This is a genomic window from Mucilaginibacter ximonensis (assembly GCF_042686265.1).
Lineage (GTDB): Bacteria > Bacteroidota > Bacteroidia > Sphingobacteriales > Sphingobacteriaceae > Mucilaginibacter > Mucilaginibacter ximonensis.
The window spans coordinates 207,432-229,465 of record NZ_JBHUPD010000001.1 but is presented as its reverse complement, the minus strand read 5'-3'; the positions used below and the strand labels follow the sequence as shown (position 1 = coordinate 229,465).

The following is a 22,034-nucleotide window of genomic DNA, read 5'->3' as shown; positions in this document are numbered from 1 at the left end:
ATTGGGTTATGAGTACCAAGCATTTAATAACGACAACCGACTTTTGTGTTTATCACCATCTGGAGCATTCTTTTATTGCCGACCTTCAAGAAGCCGGCCTCATTGAAATTGAGATTGTTAATAACACCACCTATATACCAGATACTGAACTGCAGAAACTGGAACGCATGATACGCCTGCACACCGATCTGGATATTAACATTGCCGGTATAGAGGCAATCACACATCTGCTTAACCGTATTGAGGATATTCAGGAAGAGATGCGGTTGTTGCGTAATAGCCTGAAGGCTTATGAATAGTCAGTAAAAGGGAGCACCCTAAGCTTGTCGAAAGGTAGGTGGAGGCCATTACCCGCAATGCTTCTACCAGCTCAGCATGCCATTAGCCCTTTTTTGTATTAACTTAATATTAAGCTTAACCCATCCAACAACCGGTTGTTAACATTTTTCATATATTTAGCCAAACCAATTAAACTATATGAAAAAACTCATCTACACGCTAATTGCTTGCTGCTTTAGTATACTAACTTACAGCCAGGAATTGCGTATTGGCACCTACAATTTACGTAATGACAACAAAGAAGATTCACTAAAAGGTAACGGCTGGGGTTACCGCTTCCCGGTGATCTGTAAAATTGTTCAGTTTAGTGATCTGGATATCTTTGGTACACAAGAAGGTAAACACAATATGCTTCAAAATATGGTGGACAGTTTACCCGGTTATAACTACATCGGTATAGGCCGCGATGATGGTAAAACCAAGGGTGAGTACTCTGCCATTTTTTATAAAACCACCCGTTTTAAAATATTAAAGCAAGGCAATTTCTGGCTATCAACCATCACCGACCGGCCGAATAAAGGCTGGGATGCCGTATTACCACGCATTTGCACCTGGGCACAGTTTCAGGATATCAAAACCGGCTTTAAATTTTACTTTTTTAACTTGCATATGGACCATGTAGGTGTTGTGGCACGAAAAGAAAGCGCCCACCTTGTATTGCAGAAAATCAAAGAAATGGCGTCAAACCAGGCTACCATCTTCACCGGCGATTTTAACGTTGACCAGCATAACGAAAGCTACAAAGAAGTGTTAAGCACCGGCGTGTTGCAGGATTGCTATAACCTGGCGCCGATAAAGCTGGCTACTAATGGCACTTTCAACTCCTTTAACTTGAACACAAAGACCGACAGCCGTATTGACCATATTTTTGTAACCAAACAATTCAAAGTAAAACGGTACGCAATATTAACCAATTCGTACGAAGGCAAAGCTCCTTCTGACCATTATCCCGTTGTAGCAATAATGAACTATTAAGTATACACTAATAAAAAATTAAGGCTGCCTATATGAATTTGGGGCAGCCTTTTTTATTATATCACTTTCGTTACAATTTGTAATTAATTGTAAATGTTCGATTTATCTAATTAAATAGATAAATATTATACATCACCTATAAAACCATTAAACCTGCTGGCACTGCTATTGTCTTAAAGACATAAACAACATCATTAAAATTGTTTATATACACAATTATGAAAGCTTTAAAATTATCAATAGCAGCATTATTATTAGCCTTTACTTTTCAGGCTGCAAACGCACAAGTCAGAGTTGGTGTACATGTAGGTACTCCTCCCCCTCCGCCGCGCCGGGTTGTAGTAGTTCACCGCCCTGTTCATCGCGAAGTAGTGGTTACACGTCAATACAGACGTCATTACTATCACAGACCGCATAGAGTAGTTGTTGTCAGAAGACATTATTAATACAGAGCCCCGCCAAGTGCGGGGCTTTTTTGTATATATAAATGATCAATAAACCTTATATAGGGCGACGCCCTAATCATCTTTTTACACGCATTTTTTCCTATTGAAAATCAATAAATTATACTTAAAATCCGACAGTCAACTAAACCCTGTGGCACGGCAATTGTCTCAATTACAACAACAGCGATACTTGATATCGCATAAAAATTGAGATTATGAAAACTTTAAAATTAGCAATAGCAACTGCCATCTTAGCCTTAGGTTTTAACGTGGCAAACGCACAAGTACACATTGGTGTCAGCTTTGGCTATCCTGCCCGCCCGGTTTATTATCACCCATATTATCGCCCGGTAGTGGTTGAACGTCCGGTATATTACGAACAACCAGCTCCGGTTTATGAACAACCTGCACCGGTAGTTGTTGCCCCGGCTTATCCGGTTTATTACCGTCATCATGGTTACGGTTATTACAGAAGACCGGTAGTTTACCGTCACGTAGTATACCGTCGCTGGTAAAAGCAAAAGGCCCCGAAAATTCGGGGCCTTTTGCTTTTACTTTTTGTTCAGGAAATTATGTAAAGCCTGTTGTGTAAATTCAGACAGCACCAGTTCTCCGCTCACGGCGGCGCGCTCAGCAAGTAACTCATCCCAGTTTTCAGTACCTGCTACCAATATCTTTTTTAATTCGGTTAACGCTTCAGGGTTGTACGACGCTAATTTTTCCGCCAGTGCATCTACAGCAGTATCCAGGGCATTAATATCCGTATAAACCTCATGGTACAAACCTTTTTCTTTTGCCCATTGTGCCGAGTGAAAATCGGTAGCCTTGATGGTTAACTGCGCAAAGGCCGATATACCGATCTTACGCTCAACCGCCGGGGATATTACAAACGGACCAATACCTATGGCAAGCTCGCTTAATTTGACCGACGCTGCCTCAGTAGCCAGGCAATAATCGGCTGCTGCCGCTAAACCAACGCCTCCGCCAACTGCTTTGCCCTGTACACGGCCAATAATAATTTGGGGCGATTTGCGCATGGCATTAATAACATTAGCAAACCCGGAAAAGAATTTCTTTCCGGTCTCTTTATCCTTAATCTGCATCAGCTCGTCAAAACTGGCACCGGCACAGTAGGTACGATCTCCGTCGCTTTTCAGTACAATGACTCGCGTTTGAGCATTTTTTCCGGCCTCATCTATTTTATCTGCAAGCAAACTGAGCAACGCAGACGGCAATGAATTTTGTGCCGGGTGATAAAAGTTGATGGTAGCGATGCCGTTGTCGGTATATTGCAGGCTTACGTTACCGTTTGGGTTATCAGTCATAATGTTATTTGGTACATGTGTTTAATAAAGGTATTGCTTTTAAAATCGTACACCACCTGTTTTATATCATAATTTTAATAAATTAGTTCACAATCAATTGTAAATGGTAACTATTGAACAAGCCCGCCGGTTTGCCTTGGCGCTACCCGGCACAGAGGAATATGACCATGTAGGCCGCCCAGCCTTTCGGGCCAATGGGCGCACGTTTGCTACCATGTGGGTTACAGACAGGCGCATGAATATAATTTTATCGCAAATCGACCGGTCGGTGTTTTGCAGCTTTGACCCTGATATTGTTTACCCGGTACCCAACAAATGGGGGTCGCATCATGGCGCAACGCTTTTTGAGCTTGACCGGGTGCCCCCGGAAATGCTTGAGGACGCCATTAGCACAGCCTACCAAACCGTGATGAATAAAAAGCCCAATCGCCAATCTAAAAAGAAACCATGAAACAACGCACCAAGAATATTTACATGGTGGCATTGGCCATTTTGATATGGCTGGCTCTGTGCATTCAGTTCTACATATCTACCATTAAATATATGAATGAGGGCCGCACCTTTGGCGGCGCCATTGTTCAGTTATTAACTTTCTTTACCATACAAAACAACCTCTTAATTGCTTTGGCGCTTACCCTGCTGCTGGTGGCTCCAAAATCAAACTGGGGGCGCTTCTTTTCAAGGCCGTCGGTTCTTGGCGCCTTGTCGCTGTACATTATTATTGTATGTATTGTTTACCAGGTGATATTACGTAAAGAGCATACACAATATGGCTTATTCAGGTTTTGCGACGAGGTATTTCATTCTGTTAGTCCGCCTGCGTTTTTGATTTTCTGGCTGGTATTTATTACCAAAGGCAATTTGCCCTGGAGCAAAGCCTTTACATGGCTTATCTATCCGCTCATCTATTTTGTGTATGTAATTGGTCGCGGGTTACTTACCGGCTACTATCCTTATAGCTTTCTCGATCATAACAAGCTTACCTTTGAACGCATAGGTATAAACTTCGTTTTTCTACTCATAACTTTTCTGATAATTGGCTTTGCACTAATAGGCATATCGCGTTTAGCTAAAAAGCGTTAAACCTTTTAGTGTTGACAAGGTCTTTGTAATATAACATTTATAAAATTTAAGACCATGAAAAAACACATCATAAAAGTAGTAACGCTGTTATTGTTTACAGCGGTAACTATATCAAGTTGCGAGGTACAGTACCGCGAACGCAGCACTTACAGGCACAACCGCGACTGGCATGATGGTTACGACCGACGCTACAATCATGACGATCACTATGATCACCATTACGACAACGATTATCATCGTTATTAAAGAAACCTTTCCCCGGCCCCGATCCATCAATCGGGGCTTTCGTATTTTTTCATAGTCTCCCCCTTTGGGGATATTTAGAGGGGGTAATTTTTTTTCCTAACTTGCAGTCTTATCTATAAAACAACATGCATAGAGGCGGTTTTCTAAGAGTCTTTTTTATTCTGGCTGCAATCAGCTTTTTATTTGACTGGTACGTTTTTAAAGGCCTGCGAACCTTGACCAATAACTGGCCCTGGCCCATAGCGCGTGGTATAGTTTGCTGGGGATTTTTGTTTATTTCGGCTGGTATAACCATTGTGTTTTTAATTGGCTTTGGCAGTTTTAGTAATCCTAAAGGGATGATGCCTTACCATGAATGGATGCTTAGCCTGTTTTTGACCTTTTTTATAACCAAATTAATATTTGTGTTGGTTTTATTTTTGGGAGATATAGGCCGTGGTATAGCAGGCGTGGTTAATGTCGTCAATAAGCACAAAGATCCGGTAAGCCATCATTACATTCCTGCGCGCCGCGTGTTTGTTAGCGAGCTGGCTGTACTGCTGGCGGCTTTTCCATTCTTCGGTTTTTTTTATGCGATGTTTAGGGGGAAGTATGACTACCGTGTGCATCGCCAAACGATATATTTTGATGACTTGCCGCAGGCTTTTGATGGTTTCACCATCACACAGTTGTCAGATATACACTCGGGCAGTTTTGACAATATCCATGCTGTGCAAAAAGGCATTGATCTGGCTAAGGCACAAAAAAGCGATTTGTTTGTTTTTACGGGCGACCTGGTAAATAATGCCGCCTTTGAGATTGAGCCATATATCAACAATTTCAGTCAACTAAAAGCTCCGTACGGGCAGTTTTCTATACTGGGCAATCATGACTATGGCGACTATATACAATGGGACAGCGAAGCCGAAAAAGCCGCTAATCTGGATAAACTGAAAGAACATCACAAAGCCCTGGGTTACCGCCTGCTTTTGGACGAAAACCTGGAACTGGAAAAAGACGGCCAGAAGATCTCGCTCATCGGTGTACAAAACTGGGGGCGCGGTTTTGTTCAGATCGGCAATTTAGATAAAGCGCTTAAAGGCGTCGACCCAAAGGCTTTTAAGATCCTCCTTTCGCATGATCCAACCCATTGGGAAGAACAGGTGCGGTATAACCCGGCCAATATTCATTTAACTTTATCGGGCCATACCCATGGTGCCCAATTTGGCGTAGAAACCAATGGTTTCAGGTGGAGCCCGGTACAATACCGTTACCTAGACTGGGCGGGCTTGGCGCATGAGCAGGGCAGATATCTGTATGTAAACCGCGGCTTTGGCTTCCTTGCCTTTTCGGGCCGGCTAGGTATATGGCCAGAAATTACCGTTATTACTTTAAAAAGAAAAACGGTTTAAAGTATTTGTCAGTTTGGCCCGATTATAGCTTAGATTCGTTTAAACAAAAGCTATGGCTAATCATCCTGTAAAATATAATCGCAATCAGAAAAACAACCATCAAAACCAAACCGAAACCTGGAAACACAACTGGGAGGTAATGAAACCATTTGTTCGCTTTGGTTTTAAGGCTATGGCCATAATTGGGGGCGCATTGATCAGCATTATTAAATTAGTGCCTGAACTTTTAGATCATCATAAAGACCCACCCAAAAAAGATAATCGAATAATCAAAATATAAAGTACCGCACACTCGCTGTGTAGCTAAAAAAGCGGGCGCCAGTTCAGGCGTCCGCTTTTTTTATTACAGATTCCTCAAGTTAACAAAGCGTCCTATAGTTTATAAACTTTAAGTAATTTTATCATCTTTGCGGCAAATGTGTTAAAAGATGTTAAGCAGATATATGCTTTTGCAGATTTAACACTTAAATTATAGATATTTACCCAATCGAATATAACTATACTATTATCCATGCAGTACAAAAAGATCAATAACCTGTTAGGTTGGCTTTGCTTTGTTATAGCGTCAATAACCTACATTTTAACCTTAGAGCCTACGGTAAGTTTCTGGGATTGCGGCGAGTTTATTTCATGCGCGTTCCGGTTGCAGGTTTCCCATCAGCCCGGCTATCCCTTATTTGCTATGCTGGGCAAGTTCTTTTCATTGTTCTCTATGGGCAACAACGCCAAAGTGCCATTTTTTACCAACATGGGTTCGGCGCTTGCCAGTGGTGGCACTATCATGTTTTTGTTCTGGACCATTACTGCATTTGCCAAAAAATTGATGCCTGCGCAAGACGACGATCAGGATACAACCCGCACGATACTGATTATGGGTGCCGGTTTGGTTGGCGCCCTGGCGTTTACTTATACCGACACCTTCTGGTTTTCGGCGGTTGAGACTATTGTGTTTGCATGGTCATCACTATGTACCGCGCTGGTTTTCTGGGCAATGTTAAAATGGGACGCTCATGCCGACGAACCTGGCGCCGACAAATGGCTCGTTTTTATAGCTTACGTTATCGGTTTATCAATCGGTATTCACTTGCTTAATTTGTTGACCATACCTGCACTGTCGCTGGTTTATTACTTCCGTCGTGGTAAACAGGTTAATACCAAGGGAGCGTGGCTGGCATTTTTTGCCGGTATAGTTATCCTGGGTTTGGTACAATTTGGTATCCGCCAGTGGACCATCCAGCTTTCAGCCTATTTTGATCTTTTCTTTGTAAACACCTTAGGCTTGGGCTTCGGTTCTGGTTCGATATTCTTCTTCCTGCTATTGATTGGAGCATTGGTTGGCGGTATCTTCTACAGCATCCGCAACAAAAAACCGATATTAAACCTGGCGCTTTTATGCGTTTCGTTTGTGTATTTTGGCTATAGCTCATTTGCCTATATTCCAATTCGTGCGGCAGCAAATACAAATTTAGATAATTCACATCCTGATAACGCCTTTACCCTTAACGGCTATTTAAACCGTATTCAGTATGGCGAAACCCCGTTACTAACCGGCCCATATTTTGATGCGCAAATTATTGATCAAACTGAAGGCGCGACACTATACCGCAAAGGCGACAAAAAATACGAGGTTTCGGGTAAAAAACAGAATTATGTTTACGACCATACGACCGTTTTCCCGCGTATGTACAGTACCGAAGGTCAGGACCCGCAGTTTTACCGCGAGTGGCTGCGCATGAGCCAGGACCAAAAACCTGACTTTGTAGACAACCTTAAGTTTTTTGTAAGCTGGCAAAGCTACATGATGTACTTCAGGTACTTTATGTGGAATTTCGCCGGCCGGGTTAATGATGGCGACGGGCAGCAGCAAATGGGCGGCTTTAAAGGGTATGCCGATGGTGATTGGACCACCGGTATACTGGACGGCGGCAAACAACTGCCAAAAGCAGTAATGAACAGCCGTACGCATACGCCGCTATATGCATTACCATTAATTTTAGGATTATTTGGCCTATGGTATCACTTCAAAAACAAAAAACGCGATGCCCTGATCATTGCGCTGTTATGGTTCTTTACCGGCATGGCCATTGTGCTTTATGTAAACCAGCCGTCGGTACAGCCGCGCGAGCGTGATTACTCCTACGTAGGTTCATTTTATGCATTCGCTATATGGATTGGTTTGGGTGTTTTGGCTGTTGCCGATGTTTTAAGAAAGAAATTGGATGCGCGCACCTCGGCCTTAGCAGCGACATTGATTTGCTTGCTGACCGTGCCGACCATTCTGGCGGCCGAAGAATGGAAAGCGCATGACCGCTCGACTAAAACGGTTGCGCATGATATGGCTTATAATTACCTGATGTCTTGCCCTAAAAACGCCATTCTGTTTACCTATGGCGATAACGACACCTATTCGTTATGGTATGACCAGGAGGTTGAAAACATTCGCCCTGATGTGCGCTTGGTAAACCTGAGTTTGTTTACCGGCGACTGGTATATACGGCAGATGCAGCGTAAGATGAATGAGGCCGATGCACTGCCAATCACCATGCCGTATGATAAATACAAAGACGGTGTACGCGACGTGTTGTACTTCCGTGATGCTAAATTACCGGGCAGCGTTGAGGTTAAAGATCTGTTTGATTTCCTGACCTCAGACGATCCGCGTGTAAAGGCTACTTATCCAAACGGCGAAACCGACAATTACCTGCCTACGCAAAACTTCAAGATCACCATAAACAAAGATGATGTTTTGAAAAACAACGTGGTGCCTGCAGAACTGCAGCCGATGATCACTGATACTATGAAGTGGAAATTCACTTCAAAATATGTGATGAAAGATAACCTGGCCATGATTGACATTCTGGCTCATAATAATTGGAAAAGGCCTATCTGCTTTGCTATCACCGTAGGTAATGAAAACCTTATCGGCATGCAGCCTTACCTTTACAAAGAAGGTTTTGTTTACCACCTGATGCCTTTGAAAGTGGACACCGCAATTCACGGCGACTCGCGCGTAAACACCATGACCATGTATAACAACCTGATGACCAAGTTTAAATTCGGCCATTTTAAAACAGCCAAATACCTGGATCATGAGTCGACCACCATGTTCTACCCGGTAATGAACACCACGTTCCTTGACCTAATGCAAAATCTGATCAATCAGGGTCATAAAGACCTGGCTTTAAAGGTGCTGCACAAATATGACCAGGAAATGCCCGACCTGCATGTTGACATGCGTATAACTTATGGCAGGTTCTTTATTTCCAAAGCCGCTTATGAACTGAACGACATTAACCTGGCCAACAAATACATAACCAGCATTAATGATTACGTGACCGACCAGCTCGACTATGCTTCGCGCCAGTTGCAGGATAATACCGGCATGTTTAGCGGTAACGATGTACAAATGGGTATACAAATGTTATATGACATGGGCCAGGCAGCCAAAGCCGCACACCAAGACCAGCTTGCCAACAAGTTTGATACCGAGCGCAAAAATTACGAGGGTAAATTTGCGGTATTGTTCAGGCAGCAATAAGCAAATCAATATCATAAGAAAAGGCGACCCGGGATCTGGGTCGCCTTTTTCGTTGTGGTTGTTTTATCTTCACGGGTAAATTATTGCCGTCTTATCAAATGACAGTTCTTTTATCTACTCCGCATCCATAACACACCTGAAGCCAATAGTTCTGGCACGATCAAGACTTGGGGCCATAAGCAGGTATTTGCCGTATTTATTAACCTCTAAAGCCGGCGGGAAATACCAGCCCGACGTTTGCGCATGGAAGTAACTGCTGCCTTTTACAATGGCTGTACGGCTATGCAGGTCAGTGTATTCATCCGTCCATTGCCACACGTTACCAACTATATCTATTACCCCAAACGGGCTCGCTCCTGATGGATACGCATCAACGGCGGTGGGCTTGCGCATAATCCGGGCAGTATCGGCCGGCGGGTAATTGTCCTTTAAATTTTCATTTCCCCACGGATATTTGCGTCCATCAGTGCCCTGAGCGGCATACTGCCACTCCCACTCATGCGGCAGCCGTTTACCGGCCCATTTGGCATAGGCCCGTGCATCTTCTAAAGATACCCATGTAACCGGCATATCTTCAGTGCCGGCAGCGTAGGTCCCTTTGACCCAGTCATGCAAAAAGTTATGATCGTCTGCCGGATGATATTTAGTAGCATCCACAAACTTTTTGAACTGCTTATTGGTCACCGGGTATTTATCAATATAAAACGAAGGCACCTTCATTTGATGTTTTTGCGACCGTGAAGGATGCGACTCCCACGGGTGTTGCACGCCAACAGCTGTGGGTAACTCATTCCCCTCAATCATTACGCCTACCGACTCAAATTCATAGTTATCTGCTGCCGGTATCCTGATCATGCCCTCGGGTGCTTTTAATGGAATCCTGGTTTTAGCAATGGCAACCATTTGCTGCGGAATGGGCTTCCATTCGGCCGAATAGCTTTTGAGCTTACGTTTACTCATTACAGCCATTTTAGTCAAAAAGGCCTGCTCTGCAGGTGTTAAACTTGCGCCGGTAGCCAATATCGATCCGTACCCTAATCCTTCCATATCAAGGCTTAAAACAGCATTCCCGTCCTTGATTTCAGGTTTAAGCCTATGGCCATTCCATAAATCATAATAAACATCGCCTTTATGATAAGGCAGGCTAATTAGCCTGCCGCTTATGGCAATGGTATTGCGATTAATAAAATTGTAAACAGTTTTGCCTTTGGATGGAAACTTAGTGGCATAGATATTTTTTTGCAACACCGGTACAAAAGGCTCCCAATCTTTGCTACTCCATATGTCTGGAAAAGCATGATAAATAGCGCTTATCCGGCGTATGGCTTCCTCATAGCGTTCGGGAATCTGGTTCCAGACAGACCAAACATTCTCCCACGAGTTATAGCCTATCCCGTTAAAAAATGCCCATTGCAGGTCAGGAGTTTTATCAACTGCCCAGCGGTTAGTGATATTAACCTGGTGTCTTGGCTCTATCCATTTATAAACGCTTACGCCCGGCATTTGCTCATAGCCCCAAAAATATCCCCAGCTAAGCCTATTCCATTCCAGCATCTTATAATTGCTTATAAACATTTCTGGCTGCCATGCCAGGGGATAACTCTCATCCCGGGCATATTGATAAAAGTCTTCAGATACACCCGTCATGGTATCTCCATTCATGCCGTCGGCCCCCAATTGTTTCATCTCTTTAACCAGCGCTTCGGCCATAGGTATTTGTATCCTCCGGGTACCATGATCCCAAATCATGATCGGGAAAAACACATGCACACCCCTGGCTTTAAAATTTTTGATCATCTGCTTCACAGCTTCTTGTCCGCCAGGCATATCGGCCGTCAGGTCAAATTGATTACGATTGTCCACACCTATGTTTGGATAAGTTGGCCATATCAATACGGCATCAATACCGCCATAGCGCTTTTTTAAGTCGGCGAGGTAACGGTCAACAGTATATTTACGGGTTAGCGGATCATAAAAAAACCGGTCATGTGCCATCATTTGCACGTAGATAAAAGTGTGGTTTATCCATTTTAATGCCCAGTTATTGTAAAGCTGATCATTATAATGAATGTCGGCTTTCTGTTTATCGCGCCAGGCTTTCAGATCTTCGAGCCATTGCGCGCGCTGCCCGGCGCTAGCCGGGCCTTTAAATGTCTCTTTTAAAGCGCCCGAAAAAGCAGGTTGCTGGGCATAGCCCTTGCATCCAAAAAATAGCATCAAAAGCAAGTAGTATTTATTACGCATATCTTGGTGTATGTGTGGATTAGCAAAGTTGGAAGCACCAAGTTAACAGAACATTTCAATACATAAGTGTTCGGACACAAATTTCGCGGTAGAAATCGCCGGGGCGTATTTATACGGTTAGCTAAAACTATTGGGAATACACAGTGTCCGGAGATTTGATTTTTCGAGCTATTATCGCGAAAAATTAACTATCAAATTAAATAAATATCCTAAAAATACAAGTTTAAAATTAACATGATATTTTACTCCTTTGAGTGATAAAAAACGCCATTGGGCTAAACCAAACGCATATTTTAGGATTAATAATTTTTATATTTAGCCACGTTTACCAATAAAATGAACGCTACCTCTGATTTTCATTTTTCGCAAAACGAGCATATTTATCGAACGCTGAACAGCATTCGCTTACACTTATCGGGTTCTATACAGGAGCCGGCTTTAAAACACTTAAAACATAATAACATGATGAGGTGAGCGTAAGTACAGCGTTGACAGTAAAGGGTCTGATTTTTGCTTCGCTTTACCATTCAACAACATTTGCAAGCTGCTAATTATGAAATATACTATCAACTTCTAACTATAATGACCCCCACTCCTAAAAAAATAATGATAGCTGACGACGATCCGGGTATTGTGGATGCTATTGAAATGCTACTTGAATTTGAAGGTTACCAGGTTACATCTACAGTTGATGGAGCCGACGTGCTGGATCTGACAGATGACCTGCCTGACCTGTTGTTATTGGATATTTGGATGTCGGGCGAGGATGGCCGCGATATCTGCAAAAAAATAAAAAAAATAGATACCATGAAGAATATACCTGTAATTATGATATCTGCCAGTCGAGATATCAGGGAATCAGCCATGGCTGCGGGTGCCGACGATTTCCTGGCCAAACCATTTGAAATGAATGAGTTACTAGCAAAAATCAAAAAACTAACGTAAATCTTTATCGTTTATATTAATTTTTTTATATTTGAAACCCCCTCTTAAAATAACACGTACAAATCTATTTTTTTAAGCCGAATTCTATAGTATAACGTTGACTGATTTTAAACCACTACCTGATCCAAAATTTCAATATTGTCCAAGGTGCGGGGCACCTCACCATTACCAACTGCACAGAAGTTGGTTATTGAGAACATTGCTCTTTTTCATACCTGTGCGTAAATACTTTTGTGCAAAATGCAAAAAGCCATTTTATGCCAGGAAACTGGCGCGGTAAGCGTATCTGTATTCAGGGATATTTTACCAAAATCAAAAATCCCCCCCGGCTTTTTGATAATAGCCGGATTAACACAAAAAATTTAGCTGGACCGGTAAACACATTTGAGTTTTATTGGTTATAATATTTAATAACACTTGGTATCATGGCTAATTTTCAGGAAATTATTGCATCGGAGAAACCTGTTTTGGTTGATTTTTCGGCAGAATGGTGCGGTCCCTGCAAAATGATGGCTCCTATTTTACAGCAGCTAAAAAGCACAATGGGCGACAAAGTTACCGTCATTAAAATAGACGTGGACAAAAACCCAGCGGCGGCCAATGCATACAACATACAGGGCGTACCCACACTCATGATTTTTAAACAAGGCGAAACCAAATGGCGCCAAAGCGGTGTGATACAGGCCAACCAATTACAGCAGATCCTTACTCAGTATTTGTAATCAATTTGTTAACACCAGTTTAGTTAACAGTTTATATAGCTCGTTTAGATTTGAGTATACACAGCCGGTTAAGCAAAAAGTATGTTACAGCATACTATTTGTTTAATCAAACTGTTATCAATATATCTACCAATTACAACCAGGTACACAGAAAACACAGGGGGAGGTTTGTCATGTCACATCAATCACAATTTAATCCGCAACGCCAGTTTCACATATTAATTAACGATGCAAATGAGGAGCACAATATTACTATGATGCCCGGCCAGGAAGGCAACTTCAAGGTAATTAAACAGGGCGAGGTTTTAGGCGAGGTGGCTTACACGCCGCAAAAAAAGGTTATTGCTTATAAAGGCCGTTTTAAAAAGCGCTTTATGCAGCAGCTTGAGGAACACATCAGCCATTATTACTCGTACGCTTTTTAAGGCTTATTCAACAAATATCTGTTTTTGGTTGATATCAATCACTGCCTTGTCATTATTTAGGCTTATACGCACTACCATGTGGTATAATATATTCTCGTAAATATAGATATTGTCACTTTTGTCAGACCCGCGAAAGTTTTGTACTAATCCCTGCCCCTTTGCCTGCCCCACCAGGTTAATAACATCCTGCACGTTCGGGCTGACGTAGCTAACGGTGCGTAATATGCCGCCACTTGCAGTTTTGGTTCCCTGCCCTACTATCAGCGTTTCTCTTTGTTTGGGTGGTACGGCCATATTTTGGTAATGCTCAACTACAAAACCTTTTATATCCTCGCCGTATTGCAGCGCCCAAACTTTATTTGCTGTTAGTATGCTGCTTGCCTGGTCATTATTTAAACCGGTCAGGTTAATGATATTCATCAAATTAATAGTTTGTCCGAATGCGTGTGCACAGCACAAATAAATTGCAATAGTTAGCAGGCACTTTTTCATGTCCTTTAATTACCGGGGAATTACGGTGTTAAAATTAATAATTTTTGCGAAAATATTTTTAGTGCTTTGAATACCAGGCCATCAGTAACAAAACCATTTGGTTATAGGTATCTAAACCATGAGGCTGGTTGTTGGCTTTCAAATAATCGTCGTAAAATATGCCACTGATAGTACTCATCTGCCCGCGATAATATAGCCAATAGTCGCGCTGCCTTTTAAAATCCAACTTAACGGTTTTTGAGATATGCATTTTAAGCTCATTATTGATCGTTGTATCGCGGCGACGCATGGCGTGCATGCATTCATCAAGCGCATCCTGATAGGCAGAATAGCTCAGCAGCCGGTCGCCGGAGTTAATGCCGATAAGATAGCCTGAAAAACTGGCTTCATCTTCAAACGCATACCCAATCTGGTGCGACATTTCATGGCAGGCTACAAACGGCCGCTCGAAATACGGTATACGATAATTGATATTAGACTCGCTGGTGAAAGGATTATAATCGCCTGACGTAGTTAAATAATTCATCAGCCAGCTTAAAAGCGATGGCTTTATATGCGGGTAATAAGTGCGAAAACCGGCAGATGCTGCCGACATTTTGTTAACCGCTTTTACAGCGGTTTCAAAGACGGCCTTATTTTCTTGCAGCGTGTCGGCAGCCGTAAGGCGTGCACGTGTGGCATTGGCGCTGTCAATCATCATACAGGTAATATCCTGTAAATGTTGGGTTGTGTAATTGGTATCGCGCAGGCCCAAACGCTCGTTCATTGAGGGGCGGTAATAATTTAGTCCCCAAAACAAATAAAATATCAATATGCCTGTTTGTATGCCAATGATAACACCTAGCATTAAATTACCGGCCTGCTTAAAGCGCTTTTTAAATAACAGCGAAATAAACTTTATTAGCAAATAAGCGAGATAAATAACCACGGCGCTGTACAACACATCGCCAACACTAAACGGGATGAGGTTAAATACAGGGTGGAATATCTTGCAAATAAAAACGTAAAGGCCCTGAGCGTAATATTTCTCGACCGCCTCAGGATAATCTTCAAATACATTTAAAAGATACAACGCTATAGCCAATATGCCTATGGTAAGAAAGCGTTTTTGTATTTGATTGAAGCGTTTAAGCATCTGTACAAATATATATTATGGATGGACAGAATTACAACAGATTGCCATAAAGGGGGGTATCACCCTGAGCCCTAATTTAAGTGCCAAGGCGGTAATAAAAAAAGCGATGGGCGTAAGATCCATCGCTTTTTAAAAATTATTAATATCGTTTAATTATTTAATAGCTACCGATACCGATGTAGTTTCCCAAACCAGATCAAAACCGGTTTTAGTGATTACGTATTTTAAACGCTCGGTCATAGGTACAGTTTTAGGTGTTACACTAACCACAACAACGTCTTTAGCCGGGTCGTCATTAGCTTCGCCGTTATGTTTAATACCCCACTCGCCTAATTGTGAGTTAAAAATAACTTTCCACTGTTTTTCGCCCGGAGTTACAAACAAGCTGTATTTGCCGGCAGGCAATGTTTTACCACCAATAGTAATGTTTTTATCGGTACTAAAAGTGGTAGCCTCGTTGGCGCCTGCTCTCCAGTTCTTATCGTATGGCAGCAGGCCGCCAAAAATTTTACGGCCGCGTACAGATGGAGCGCCATAATTAATGGTGATATGCGCACCGTGTACCACACCTGAAGTGCTGTCGCGCGGACTGAGTGGAGCTTTATTTTGCGCAAATGAAACTGTCGAGATTAAAAATGCAACTACAAAAACTGCAACTGCTTTTACTGTGAAAGATGTTTTCATGTTTTTTTGGTTTGTTAGTGGTAAAGATAAGTCGTTTTTCGATAGATGCAACTACCGGCTAAAATGAAAAAATTTTCGCTTAACCAGGCAAACTAAGTTAATACTTAAGATGTTATAACAGTGATTCACATTGCAGTTAGGAATTGACTGAGGGATTCATAGCCCAAGGTTAAACAATTGTTGTGAGTTGGCCCTTGCCTGCATAAGGCAAGGGTTTTTTTATGCCCGTTTTTAGCATCACACCCAAAAGCCTTATACTTACATTTTATTTGCAGGGATGAAGCATAACGACAAGCCCATTTACTTACTGTTTTTTATTTTGGCTTTTGCCGTCAGTCTTGCCGGTATCAACGTAAAATTCTTTACCGACGACCCCGGGCTTTATGCATCCATCGCCAAAAATATGTTATATAAGCATGATGTGCTTCAACTATTTACTTACGGACGGGACTGGCTGGACAAGCCCCACTTTCCGTTCTGGATGGCAGCGTTAAGCTTCAAATTGTTGGGCATAAGCGTTTGGGCCTACCGTTTACCGGCACTATTATTTTTTTTATTAGCTGCGCGATATACCTATCTCTTCGCAAAAAAATATTACGACTGGGAGGCCGCAGCGACAGCAGTGCTTATTATGATGACGGCACAATACATCATCATGTCGAACACCGACGTTCGTGCCGAGCCTTATTTAATGGGTTTGGTGATTGCGGCCATTTATCATATCAGTAACCTGTCAGAACAATTTACATTAAAAGACCTGCTGTTAGCCGCACTATTTACTGCCTGCGCTATCATGACCAAAGGCATATTTGTGATTGTGGCCATATATGGCAGTTTATTAGGCGAGGCTATTTTTACCAAACGCTTTACCTACATATTTGCACCAAGATTTTTGCTGCTGTATTTACTGACACTGGTGTTCACCCTTCCTGAACTCTATGCACTGTATCTGCAATTTGATTTGCACCCTGAAAAGCTGGTGTTTGATAAGCATGGTGTATCAGGCATTCGCTGGTTTTTGTGGGACAGCCAGTTTGGCCGGTTTGTAAATAACGGCCCCATTAGCCGTACTAAAGGCAGCGACATTTTCTTTTACCTGCATACCCTGCTCTGGGCCTTTGCACCTTGGTGCTTGCTGTTTTACTACGCTGTTTACAAATCTGTCCGTAAAATATATTTCAAAACCGGGCTGCCTGAATATTACACGTTAAGCGGCGGATTATTGTTGTTGTTGTTATTCTCATTTTCTAAATTTCAACTGCCTTTTTACACCAATACCGTTTTCCCTTTGTTTGCCATAGTTACGGCACCATATTGCTATCGCCGGCTATCTGTACGGGCCAGTAAATTCAGGTTAATTAATCAGTGGGTATATATTACGCTTTTTACAGCAGCAATTTTCGTCATCAATTTTTTCCTGAAGCCTGCAAGTCAGTTGTTTTTTGCGGTTGGTTGTATCTTGTTTTTAGGATTGATAACTATCGTCGGCAAGCAGGTTAGCAACCTGCATCGTAAAGCGTTCTTCATTAATTGCGCAGCAGTGTTATTTGCCAATTTTTACCTGGCGACGGTGCTTTATCCTATACTCACCAATTATAACGGACAGATCAGCGCTGCTCAATACGTTAACACAGCCAACTATAAACACATTTATTCGGGCCGGATGGAAAGCAACGTATTTCAGTTTGAATGCAATAAACCGGTTGATTTTCTACCCGTTGAGCGCTTTCAGCAGATGAATGCCCCTGGCTCGGTAATGTTTGTAACGCAGTATTTGCTTGATTACTTAAACAATAACCACATCCCTTATCAACTAATTAAAAGTTTTACTAATTATCCCCAGGAAAGGATCTTGCCTAAATTTGTTAATGCCGCCACACGGCAACAGGTGTTAGATAAAGTGTATCTAATAAGCCGGTAGTTACTCAGTGTCCCTGTCTTCTTCCCAATAAATAGTATCTACAAATAAGCTGTTTTTACTTGCGACGTCTGCTTTTACCTTTTCAAGTTCGGCTTTGGCATCAGTTTCGTTCAGATTACCGGTAAGGGTATAATGGTGAATAACATACCCTGTTTTACTATTAATAAACTTAAAATGTTTTTTCGCAGCTTTCATTGGTGATGACGGCTTTACCTATTACAGCAACGCCTGTGACGCTATATTGTTTGCAAGTTAGCCTTCGCTATCTTTGATATTATACACCAATATAACTACCATAGCACCCAATAAGGCAATTAACCCGAAGGATAGTTGCAGCCCGGCCGCCTGCGCAATAAAGCCAATAAAAGGCGGAACCACCAAAAAACCCAAATAACCGATAGACGATATTGAAGCCAGCGCCGTGCCGCTGCTCATGGTAGTTGACCGTCCCGCCATCTGGAACACCATGGGTACAATGCAGGATACACCTAATCCAACCAAAATAAAGCCAACCATACAGGGAACCGTGTAAGGCAAAAAGACAGCCATTAATAATCCGCAGAAAATAAAAATACCGCTAAACCGTAAAACATGCTTAATACCGAAACGATTCACCCCGGCATCGCCTACAAAACGGCCAAATGTCATGGCAATCATATAAACTACAAATCCGCCCGTTGCAGTTGATTTGGGTACATGCACTACTTTGTTGAAGTAGATACTGCTCCAGTCGTACATGGTGTTCTCGCAGGCCATACTGGCAAAGCAGATCAGCGAGAATACCAGCAGCGATTTATCCGGCAGCGTAAACAGTTTCTTTTTTGGCTGCGGTACAGGCGGCTCATAAATAGTGCCCTTAATAAAAAGTAAAGTAAAAATAACTAATATCAAACTCACACCCAGCAAATGATACCGGGTGCCGACGTTATAATAAACCATAAAATAGCCGCATGCCGCACCTGCGAAACCGGCCATACTCCAAATACCGTGAAAATTAGCCATAATAGACCTATCGTATAAAGCCTGTACCGCAACCGCCTGGGCATTGGTGGAGATATTAAACAGATTGCGCGATACACCAAAACAAAATAATACAGCCACCAATTGCCATGTATTATTGGCAAAGCCTATACAACCCAGCATGACCGCATAAAATAAGCACCCCAAAAACATAACACGTCGGCTGCTATGTTTGCTTAATAAAATGCCTGTAACAGGCAACGTTAATAACAAACCCACCGGCATTGCAAACAGCAAACCACCTAACTGGGCTTCATTAAGGTGCAATTGAGTTTTAATAGACGGAATACGAGACGCCCAGGATGAATAGCCAAACCCGGACAAGAAAAAGAAAACAGCGTTGGCTAAACGCAATTGCCTCGGCGTGCGGCTATGAGATGTTAATGTCGCTGTCATACAAACCGGTAAATTTAGGCATTGCCACGCTCATAATGTTTAATTATAATTGAAGAATGGAAAGTATTGAAGAAAACAGTCAGGAACAAAATCTGTCAAAAGCTAAAATTATTACCGGTGTAGTAATAGCTTTCCTGCTTCCGCTTCTGCTATCACTTGGTGTAGCACATTTGCCGGTTAGCTACTGGACCAAGATCTATGCTTCACGTATTGTTTTTTGGGCAGAGGTTTTGTTGCTTTGGCTTTATGCCCGCAAGGTAGAGAAACAATCATTGCTGATATTGCCCGAAAAAAAACGCGGTTTTGAATTTGTGGTAACAGCGGTTGTAATTTTATACCTGCTTACTATAGCGGCGCAAATTCTATCAGCTATACCCGTTTTAATGGGTTATCATGAAGACACCACGGTAATGCGGCAAATAGCTCATATTGTAAAAGGGCGCCCTGTATTAATTTTCTTTATCAGTTTAACCGCCGGTGTATGTGAGGAAATAATATTCAGGGGTTATTTGCTAACGCGATTATCATTATTGTTTAAAAATCAATGGGCCCCGGTACTTCTTTCCTCATTGTTGTTTGCGGCCCTCCATTATAAATACAATATGCCGCGCGAGTATATCTTTCCTTTTCTTATCGGTGTCATTTTTAGCATCCATTATCAACGCTTCGGCAATATCAAGCCGCTTATTATTGTTCACTTTATTATTGATGTAACCGGACTGATGCTCGCTTCACATTTCATGAAATAAATTTAAAATATTAACACCAGCGTACCGCTGATGATAAGTGCGGCGGCAATACCGGTTTTCAGGCTGATAGATTCGCCCAGGAAAACGGCTGCTAAAACAATGGCCAGCGCCACGCTCAATTTGTCAACAGGTGCCACCTGCGAAACCTTTCCCAACTGCAAAGCCTTAAAATAACATATCCACGATAAACCTGTGGCGCACCCCGACAGAATCAGGAAGGTCCAGTTTTGTTTAGTAAGATTGCTTATGCCCACATTGGCACCTTTAATGAAAACAAGCGCCCAGGCAATTACAATAATCACCACGGTGCGTATAGCGGTAGCCAGATCTGTATCTACCCCTTTTATACCTACTTTCGCAAAAATAGCTGTCAAAGCCGCAAACAACGCCGACAGTAAAGCATATATCCACCACATAGTTTTTTGATTTTAATTATGTTATACAAGTAAAGTTCGACAACAAATCTGTTTAAAACTTGTTGCGGCATACAAAATTAATACAGAATTATGCGCTATTTTAGCATAAAAAAACCATTGCCAACGCGGCGATGACTCACCCGATCTGTGCTACGCTGCATCACCCTCTTCCGCAAGCAGTAATGAGGGATTATGAATTTGGGAGCAAACCCTCTTTACGCCAAAGGCGAAGAGAGGGTCGACGAGCGAAGCAATGTCGGGGTGGGTCCATACGGTGGCAAGGTCAAAACTACTAAATCACAGCATGAAAAGGCTTTTCAGCATTACACTCTTCATTTTAATCGCTTCTACCTCGCTGGCACAAACCTTTTCATTAGATAGTTATCTGGAAATTGCACGCAGTAATAGTCCGCTACTTAAAGATTTAAACAATCAGATAGCTTCCAACCAACTGGACAGCTTGCGCCTGCGCGCAGGCCTTCGGCCACAGGTAGCATTGAACAGCGGCGGTTTATATGCGCCGGTTATTAATGGTTACGGCTACGCGCCCGCTATTACCAATGAGCATACACTTGATGGACTGGTTGGCGTTAATAAAGCCATCATCGGGAGTAAAAATATTAACGAGCAGGTACAAACCATTACACTGTCGACCCAAAGTGTAATTAACAGTATCAAAATATCTGAGCAGGATTTAAAAAAGTCGGTTACAGCACAATACATCACCGCTTACGGCAGCCTGCAGTCATACAATTTCAATAAAGAAGTAGTTGCGCTGTTAGCTAAGGAAAACGAGGTATTAAAGAAGCTCACCCGCGCAAACGTTTACCGGCAAAGCGACTACCTGACCTTTTTAGTGACCCTGAAACAGGCCGAATTGCAACTGGCTCAGTCGCGCGCGCAATACAAAAACGACTACACGACGCTAAATTACCTGGCGGGAGTTACCGATACGGTAATGGTGACTTTAAGCAAGCCGGATATTCGCCGTGCAATAGCTGCAGATCCGTTAACCAGTATCTATTTCAAGCAGTTTGAAACAGATAGTTTAAAAATCATCAATAGCCGGCGTCTACTGGATTTTACCTACAAGCCCAAATTAAACGCGCTGGCAGATGCCGGTTTTAATACCGACTTCACCGGGCAGGAATATAAAAACTTTGGCTTAAGCGCAGGCTTTACCCTGTCTGTGCCTATTTATGATGGCGGCCAGCGCAAACTGGCACTAAAAAAAATAAATCTGCAGGAGGACACCCGGCAGAATTATAAAGCATTTTTTGATAAACAATACAGGCAGCAATTGGCGCAGCTAAATCAGCAGCTGGCTGAGAACGACGCCTTGTTGAACCAGGTGACTGACCAGATGAAATACATTGAAAGCCTGATTAAGGTAGACACGCAGCTCATGCAAACCGGCGACCTGAAAATTGCCGATCTGATTTTGGCCATCAACAATTACCTGTCAGTAAAAAACCTGTTTACACAAACTACTATAACCGGCCTGCAACTGGTAAACCAACTTAACTACTGGAATAAATAAAC

General features: G+C 42.4%; 23 protein-coding genes. 15 read left to right on the top strand and 8 right to left on the bottom strand.

Going from position 1 to position 22,034, the window contains the following annotated elements; all coding sequences use genetic code 11:
• Positions 1 to 8: 8 nt before the first annotated feature.
• From ACFS5N_RS01045 to ACFS5N_RS01035, 3 genes are all read left to right on the top strand, one after another.
• Positions 9 to 299, top strand: a complete 291-nt coding sequence (locus ACFS5N_RS01045) for a chaperone modulator CbpM (RefSeq protein ID WP_377181306.1) — start codon at positions 9 to 11, stop codon at positions 297 to 299.
• A gap of 178 nt (positions 300 to 477) precedes the next feature.
• Positions 478 to 1,314 (top strand): endonuclease/exonuclease/phosphatase family protein, encoded by an 837-nt coding sequence (locus ACFS5N_RS01040; protein ID WP_377181304.1) that lies wholly within the window; start codon positions 478 to 480, stop codon positions 1,312 to 1,314.
• 661 nt (positions 1,315 to 1,975) lie between these two features.
• The gene (locus ACFS5N_RS01035; RefSeq protein WP_377181302.1) at positions 1,976 to 2,275 is read left to right on the top strand and encodes a hypothetical protein; all 300 of its coding nucleotides are present in this window, start codon (positions 1,976 to 1,978) and stop codon (positions 2,273 to 2,275) included.
• A gap of 36 nt (positions 2,276 to 2,311) precedes the next feature.
• On the opposite strand, the gene ACFS5N_RS01030 is transcribed toward ACFS5N_RS01035, so the two are convergent.
• The gene (locus ACFS5N_RS01030; RefSeq protein WP_377181300.1) at positions 2,312 to 3,085 is read right to left on the bottom strand and encodes an enoyl-CoA hydratase/isomerase family protein; all 774 of its coding nucleotides are present in this window, start codon (positions 3,083 to 3,085) and stop codon (positions 2,312 to 2,314) included.
• A gap of 103 nt (positions 3,086 to 3,188) precedes the next feature.
• Here ACFS5N_RS01030 and ACFS5N_RS01025 point away from each other — a divergent pair, with 103 nt between their 5' ends.
• From ACFS5N_RS01025 to ACFS5N_RS01000, 6 genes are all read left to right on the top strand, one after another.
• Entirely contained in the window at positions 3,189 to 3,536 is a 348-nt protein-coding gene (locus tag ACFS5N_RS01025) for an MmcQ/YjbR family DNA-binding protein (protein WP_377181298.1), read from the top strand.
• Entirely contained in the window at positions 3,533 to 4,168 is a 636-nt protein-coding gene (locus ACFS5N_RS01020; protein WP_377181296.1) for a Pr6Pr family membrane protein, read from the top strand. The genes ACFS5N_RS01025 and ACFS5N_RS01020 overlap by 4 nt, the downstream gene beginning before the upstream one ends.
• Before the next feature lie 54 nt (positions 4,169 to 4,222).
• Positions 4,223 to 4,414, top strand: a complete 192-nt coding sequence (locus tag ACFS5N_RS01015) for a hypothetical protein (RefSeq protein ID WP_377181294.1) — start codon at positions 4,223 to 4,225, stop codon at positions 4,412 to 4,414.
• 125 nt (positions 4,415 to 4,539) lie between these two features.
• Positions 4,540 to 5,805 (top strand): metallophosphoesterase, encoded by a 1,266-nt coding sequence (locus ACFS5N_RS01010; protein ID WP_377181292.1) that lies wholly within the window; start codon positions 4,540 to 4,542, stop codon positions 5,803 to 5,805.
• A gap of 52 nt (positions 5,806 to 5,857) precedes the next feature.
• Positions 5,858 to 6,085 carry a hypothetical protein gene (locus ACFS5N_RS01005; protein WP_377181290.1) on the top strand — a complete coding sequence of 76 codons (228 nt, stop codon included), beginning with the start codon at positions 5,858 to 5,860 and terminating at the stop codon, positions 6,083 to 6,085.
• Positions 6,086 to 6,316: 231 nt separating this feature from the next.
• Complete coding sequence (locus ACFS5N_RS01000) at positions 6,317 to 9,343, top strand: glycosyltransferase family 117 protein (protein ID WP_377181288.1); 3,027 nt, start codon at positions 6,317 to 6,319, stop codon at positions 9,341 to 9,343.
• Between the two features lie 114 nt (positions 9,344 to 9,457).
• Here ACFS5N_RS01000 and ACFS5N_RS00995 read toward each other — a convergent pair whose 3' ends face one another.
• Entirely contained in the window at positions 9,458 to 11,587 is a 2,130-nt protein-coding gene (locus ACFS5N_RS00995) for a formylglycine-generating enzyme family protein (RefSeq protein ID WP_377181286.1), read from the bottom strand.
• Positions 11,588 to 12,169: 582 nt separating this feature from the next.
• Here ACFS5N_RS00995 and ACFS5N_RS00990 point away from each other — a divergent pair.
• The 3 genes from ACFS5N_RS00990 (at position 12,170) to ACFS5N_RS00980 (ending at position 13,679) form a co-directional block, all read left to right on the top strand.
• Positions 12,170 to 12,532 carry a response regulator transcription factor gene (locus tag ACFS5N_RS00990; protein ID WP_377181284.1) on the top strand — a complete coding sequence of 121 codons (363 nt, stop codon included), beginning with the start codon at positions 12,170 to 12,172 and terminating at the stop codon, positions 12,530 to 12,532.
• 425 nt (positions 12,533 to 12,957) lie between these two features.
• Positions 12,958 to 13,254, top strand: a complete 297-nt coding sequence (gene trxA / locus ACFS5N_RS00985) for a thioredoxin (RefSeq protein WP_377181282.1) — start codon at positions 12,958 to 12,960, stop codon at positions 13,252 to 13,254.
• A gap of 173 nt (positions 13,255 to 13,427) precedes the next feature.
• Positions 13,428 to 13,679 carry a hypothetical protein gene (locus ACFS5N_RS00980; RefSeq protein WP_377181280.1) on the top strand — a complete coding sequence of 84 codons (252 nt, stop codon included), beginning with the start codon at positions 13,428 to 13,430 and terminating at the stop codon, positions 13,677 to 13,679.
• A gap of 3 nt (positions 13,680 to 13,682) precedes the next feature.
• On the opposite strand, the gene ACFS5N_RS00975 is transcribed toward ACFS5N_RS00980, so the two are convergent.
• From ACFS5N_RS00975 to ACFS5N_RS00965, 3 genes are all read right to left on the bottom strand, one after another.
• A complete protein-coding gene (locus tag ACFS5N_RS00975) occupies positions 13,683 to 14,099 on the bottom strand; it encodes a hypothetical protein (RefSeq protein ID WP_377181278.1) in 417 nt (138 codons plus the stop codon).
• Between the two features lie 130 nt (positions 14,100 to 14,229).
• A complete protein-coding gene (locus ACFS5N_RS00970) occupies positions 14,230 to 15,306 on the bottom strand; it encodes a DUF3810 domain-containing protein (protein ID WP_377181276.1) in 1,077 nt (358 codons plus the stop codon).
• Between the two features lie 153 nt (positions 15,307 to 15,459).
• Positions 15,460 to 15,990 carry a DUF2911 domain-containing protein gene (locus tag ACFS5N_RS00965; RefSeq protein WP_377181273.1) on the bottom strand — a complete coding sequence of 177 codons (531 nt, stop codon included), beginning with the start codon at positions 15,988 to 15,990 and terminating at the stop codon, positions 15,460 to 15,462.
• Between the two features lie 277 nt (positions 15,991 to 16,267).
• On the opposite strand from ACFS5N_RS00965, the gene ACFS5N_RS00960 reads away from it, so the two are divergent.
• On the top strand, positions 16,268 to 17,911 hold the full coding sequence (locus ACFS5N_RS00960) for an ArnT family glycosyltransferase (RefSeq protein ID WP_377181271.1): 1,644 nt from the start codon (positions 16,268 to 16,270) through the stop codon (positions 17,909 to 17,911).
• On the opposite strand, the gene ACFS5N_RS00955 is transcribed toward ACFS5N_RS00960, so the two are convergent.
• Together ACFS5N_RS00955 and ACFS5N_RS00950 are read right to left on the bottom strand one after the other, a co-directional pair.
• Positions 17,912 to 18,106 carry a hypothetical protein gene (locus tag ACFS5N_RS00955; protein WP_377181269.1) on the bottom strand — a complete coding sequence of 65 codons (195 nt, stop codon included), beginning with the start codon at positions 18,104 to 18,106 and terminating at the stop codon, positions 17,912 to 17,914.
• Positions 18,107 to 18,163: 57 nt separating this feature from the next.
• Positions 18,164 to 19,327 carry an MFS transporter gene (locus tag ACFS5N_RS00950; RefSeq protein WP_377181267.1) on the bottom strand — a complete coding sequence of 388 codons (1,164 nt, stop codon included), beginning with the start codon at positions 19,325 to 19,327 and terminating at the stop codon, positions 18,164 to 18,166.
• Positions 19,328 to 19,383: 56 nt separating this feature from the next.
• Here ACFS5N_RS00950 and ACFS5N_RS00945 point away from each other — a divergent pair, with 56 nt between their 5' ends.
• A complete protein-coding gene (locus ACFS5N_RS00945) occupies positions 19,384 to 20,076 on the top strand; it encodes a CPBP family intramembrane glutamic endopeptidase (protein WP_377181265.1) in 693 nt (230 codons plus the stop codon).
• Positions 20,077 to 20,078: 2 nt separating this feature from the next.
• Here ACFS5N_RS00945 and ACFS5N_RS00940 read toward each other — a convergent pair whose 3' ends face one another.
• Entirely contained in the window at positions 20,079 to 20,492 is a 414-nt protein-coding gene (locus ACFS5N_RS00940) for an EamA family transporter (protein ID WP_377181263.1), read from the bottom strand.
• Between the two features lie 304 nt (positions 20,493 to 20,796).
• Between ACFS5N_RS00940 and ACFS5N_RS00935 the strand changes: the two genes are divergently transcribed.
• The gene (locus ACFS5N_RS00935) at positions 20,797 to 22,032 is read left to right on the top strand and encodes a TolC family protein (RefSeq protein WP_377181261.1); all 1,236 of its coding nucleotides are present in this window, start codon (positions 20,797 to 20,799) and stop codon (positions 22,030 to 22,032) included.
• Positions 22,033 to 22,034 lie beyond the last annotated feature (2 nt).

What these genes read in the sequence shown, in the direction of transcription:
- ACFS5N_RS01010 (WP_377181292.1), top strand. Translation starts at nt 4,540, where the DNA reads ATGCATAGAGGCGGTTTTCTAAGAGTCTTTTTTATTCTGGCTGCAATC.
- ACFS5N_RS01035 (WP_377181302.1), top strand. Translation starts at nt 1,976, where the DNA reads ATGAAAACTTTAAAATTAGCAATAGCAACTGCCATCTTAGCCTTAGGT.
- ACFS5N_RS01025 (WP_377181298.1), top strand. Translation starts at nt 3,189, where the DNA reads ATGGTAACTATTGAACAAGCCCGCCGGTTTGCCTTGGCGCTACCCGGC.
- ACFS5N_RS01040 (WP_377181304.1), top strand. Translation starts at nt 478, where the DNA reads ATGAAAAAACTCATCTACACGCTAATTGCTTGCTGCTTTAGTATACTA.
- ACFS5N_RS01015 (WP_377181294.1), top strand. Translation starts at nt 4,223, where the DNA reads ATGAAAAAACACATCATAAAAGTAGTAACGCTGTTATTGTTTACAGCG.
- ACFS5N_RS01005 (WP_377181290.1), top strand. Translation starts at nt 5,858, where the DNA reads ATGGCTAATCATCCTGTAAAATATAATCGCAATCAGAAAAACAACCAT.
- ACFS5N_RS00945 (WP_377181265.1), top strand. Translation starts at nt 19,384, where the DNA reads ATGGAAAGTATTGAAGAAAACAGTCAGGAACAAAATCTGTCAAAAGCT.
- ACFS5N_RS00940 (WP_377181263.1), bottom strand. Translation starts at nt 20,492, where the DNA reads ATGTGGTGGATATATGCTTTACTGTCGGCGTTGTTTGCGGCTTTGACA.
- ACFS5N_RS01000 (WP_377181288.1), top strand. Translation starts at nt 6,317, where the DNA reads ATGCAGTACAAAAAGATCAATAACCTGTTAGGTTGGCTTTGCTTTGTT.
- ACFS5N_RS00965 (WP_377181273.1), bottom strand. Translation starts at nt 15,990, where the DNA reads ATGAAAACATCTTTCACAGTAAAAGCAGTTGCAGTTTTTGTAGTTGCA.
- ACFS5N_RS00995 (WP_377181286.1), bottom strand. Translation starts at nt 11,587, where the DNA reads ATGCGTAATAAATACTACTTGCTTTTGATGCTATTTTTTGGATGCAAG.
- ACFS5N_RS00950 (WP_377181267.1), bottom strand. Translation starts at nt 19,327, where the DNA reads ATGACAGCGACATTAACATCTCATAGCCGCACGCCGAGGCAATTGCGT.
- ACFS5N_RS00990 (WP_377181284.1), top strand. Translation starts at nt 12,170, where the DNA reads ATGACCCCCACTCCTAAAAAAATAATGATAGCTGACGACGATCCGGGT.
- ACFS5N_RS00980 (WP_377181280.1), top strand. Translation starts at nt 13,428, where the DNA reads ATGTCACATCAATCACAATTTAATCCGCAACGCCAGTTTCACATATTA.
- trxA (WP_377181282.1), top strand. Translation starts at nt 12,958, where the DNA reads ATGGCTAATTTTCAGGAAATTATTGCATCGGAGAAACCTGTTTTGGTT.
- ACFS5N_RS01020 (WP_377181296.1), top strand. Translation starts at nt 3,533, where the DNA reads ATGAAACAACGCACCAAGAATATTTACATGGTGGCATTGGCCATTTTG.
- ACFS5N_RS00970 (WP_377181276.1), bottom strand. Translation starts at nt 15,306, where the DNA reads ATGCTTAAACGCTTCAATCAAATACAAAAACGCTTTCTTACCATAGGC.
- ACFS5N_RS00975 (WP_377181278.1), bottom strand. Translation starts at nt 14,099, where the DNA reads ATGAATATCATTAACCTGACCGGTTTAAATAATGACCAGGCAAGCAGC.
- ACFS5N_RS00960 (WP_377181271.1), top strand. Translation starts at nt 16,268, where the DNA reads ATGAAGCATAACGACAAGCCCATTTACTTACTGTTTTTTATTTTGGCT.
- ACFS5N_RS01030 (WP_377181300.1), bottom strand. Translation starts at nt 3,085, where the DNA reads ATGACTGATAACCCAAACGGTAACGTAAGCCTGCAATATACCGACAAC.
- ACFS5N_RS01045 (WP_377181306.1), top strand. Translation starts at nt 9, where the DNA reads ATGAGTACCAAGCATTTAATAACGACAACCGACTTTTGTGTTTATCAC.
- ACFS5N_RS00935 (WP_377181261.1), top strand. Translation starts at nt 20,797, where the DNA reads ATGAAAAGGCTTTTCAGCATTACACTCTTCATTTTAATCGCTTCTACC.
- ACFS5N_RS00955 (WP_377181269.1), bottom strand. Translation starts at nt 18,106, where the DNA reads ATGAAAGCTGCGAAAAAACATTTTAAGTTTATTAATAGTAAAACAGGG.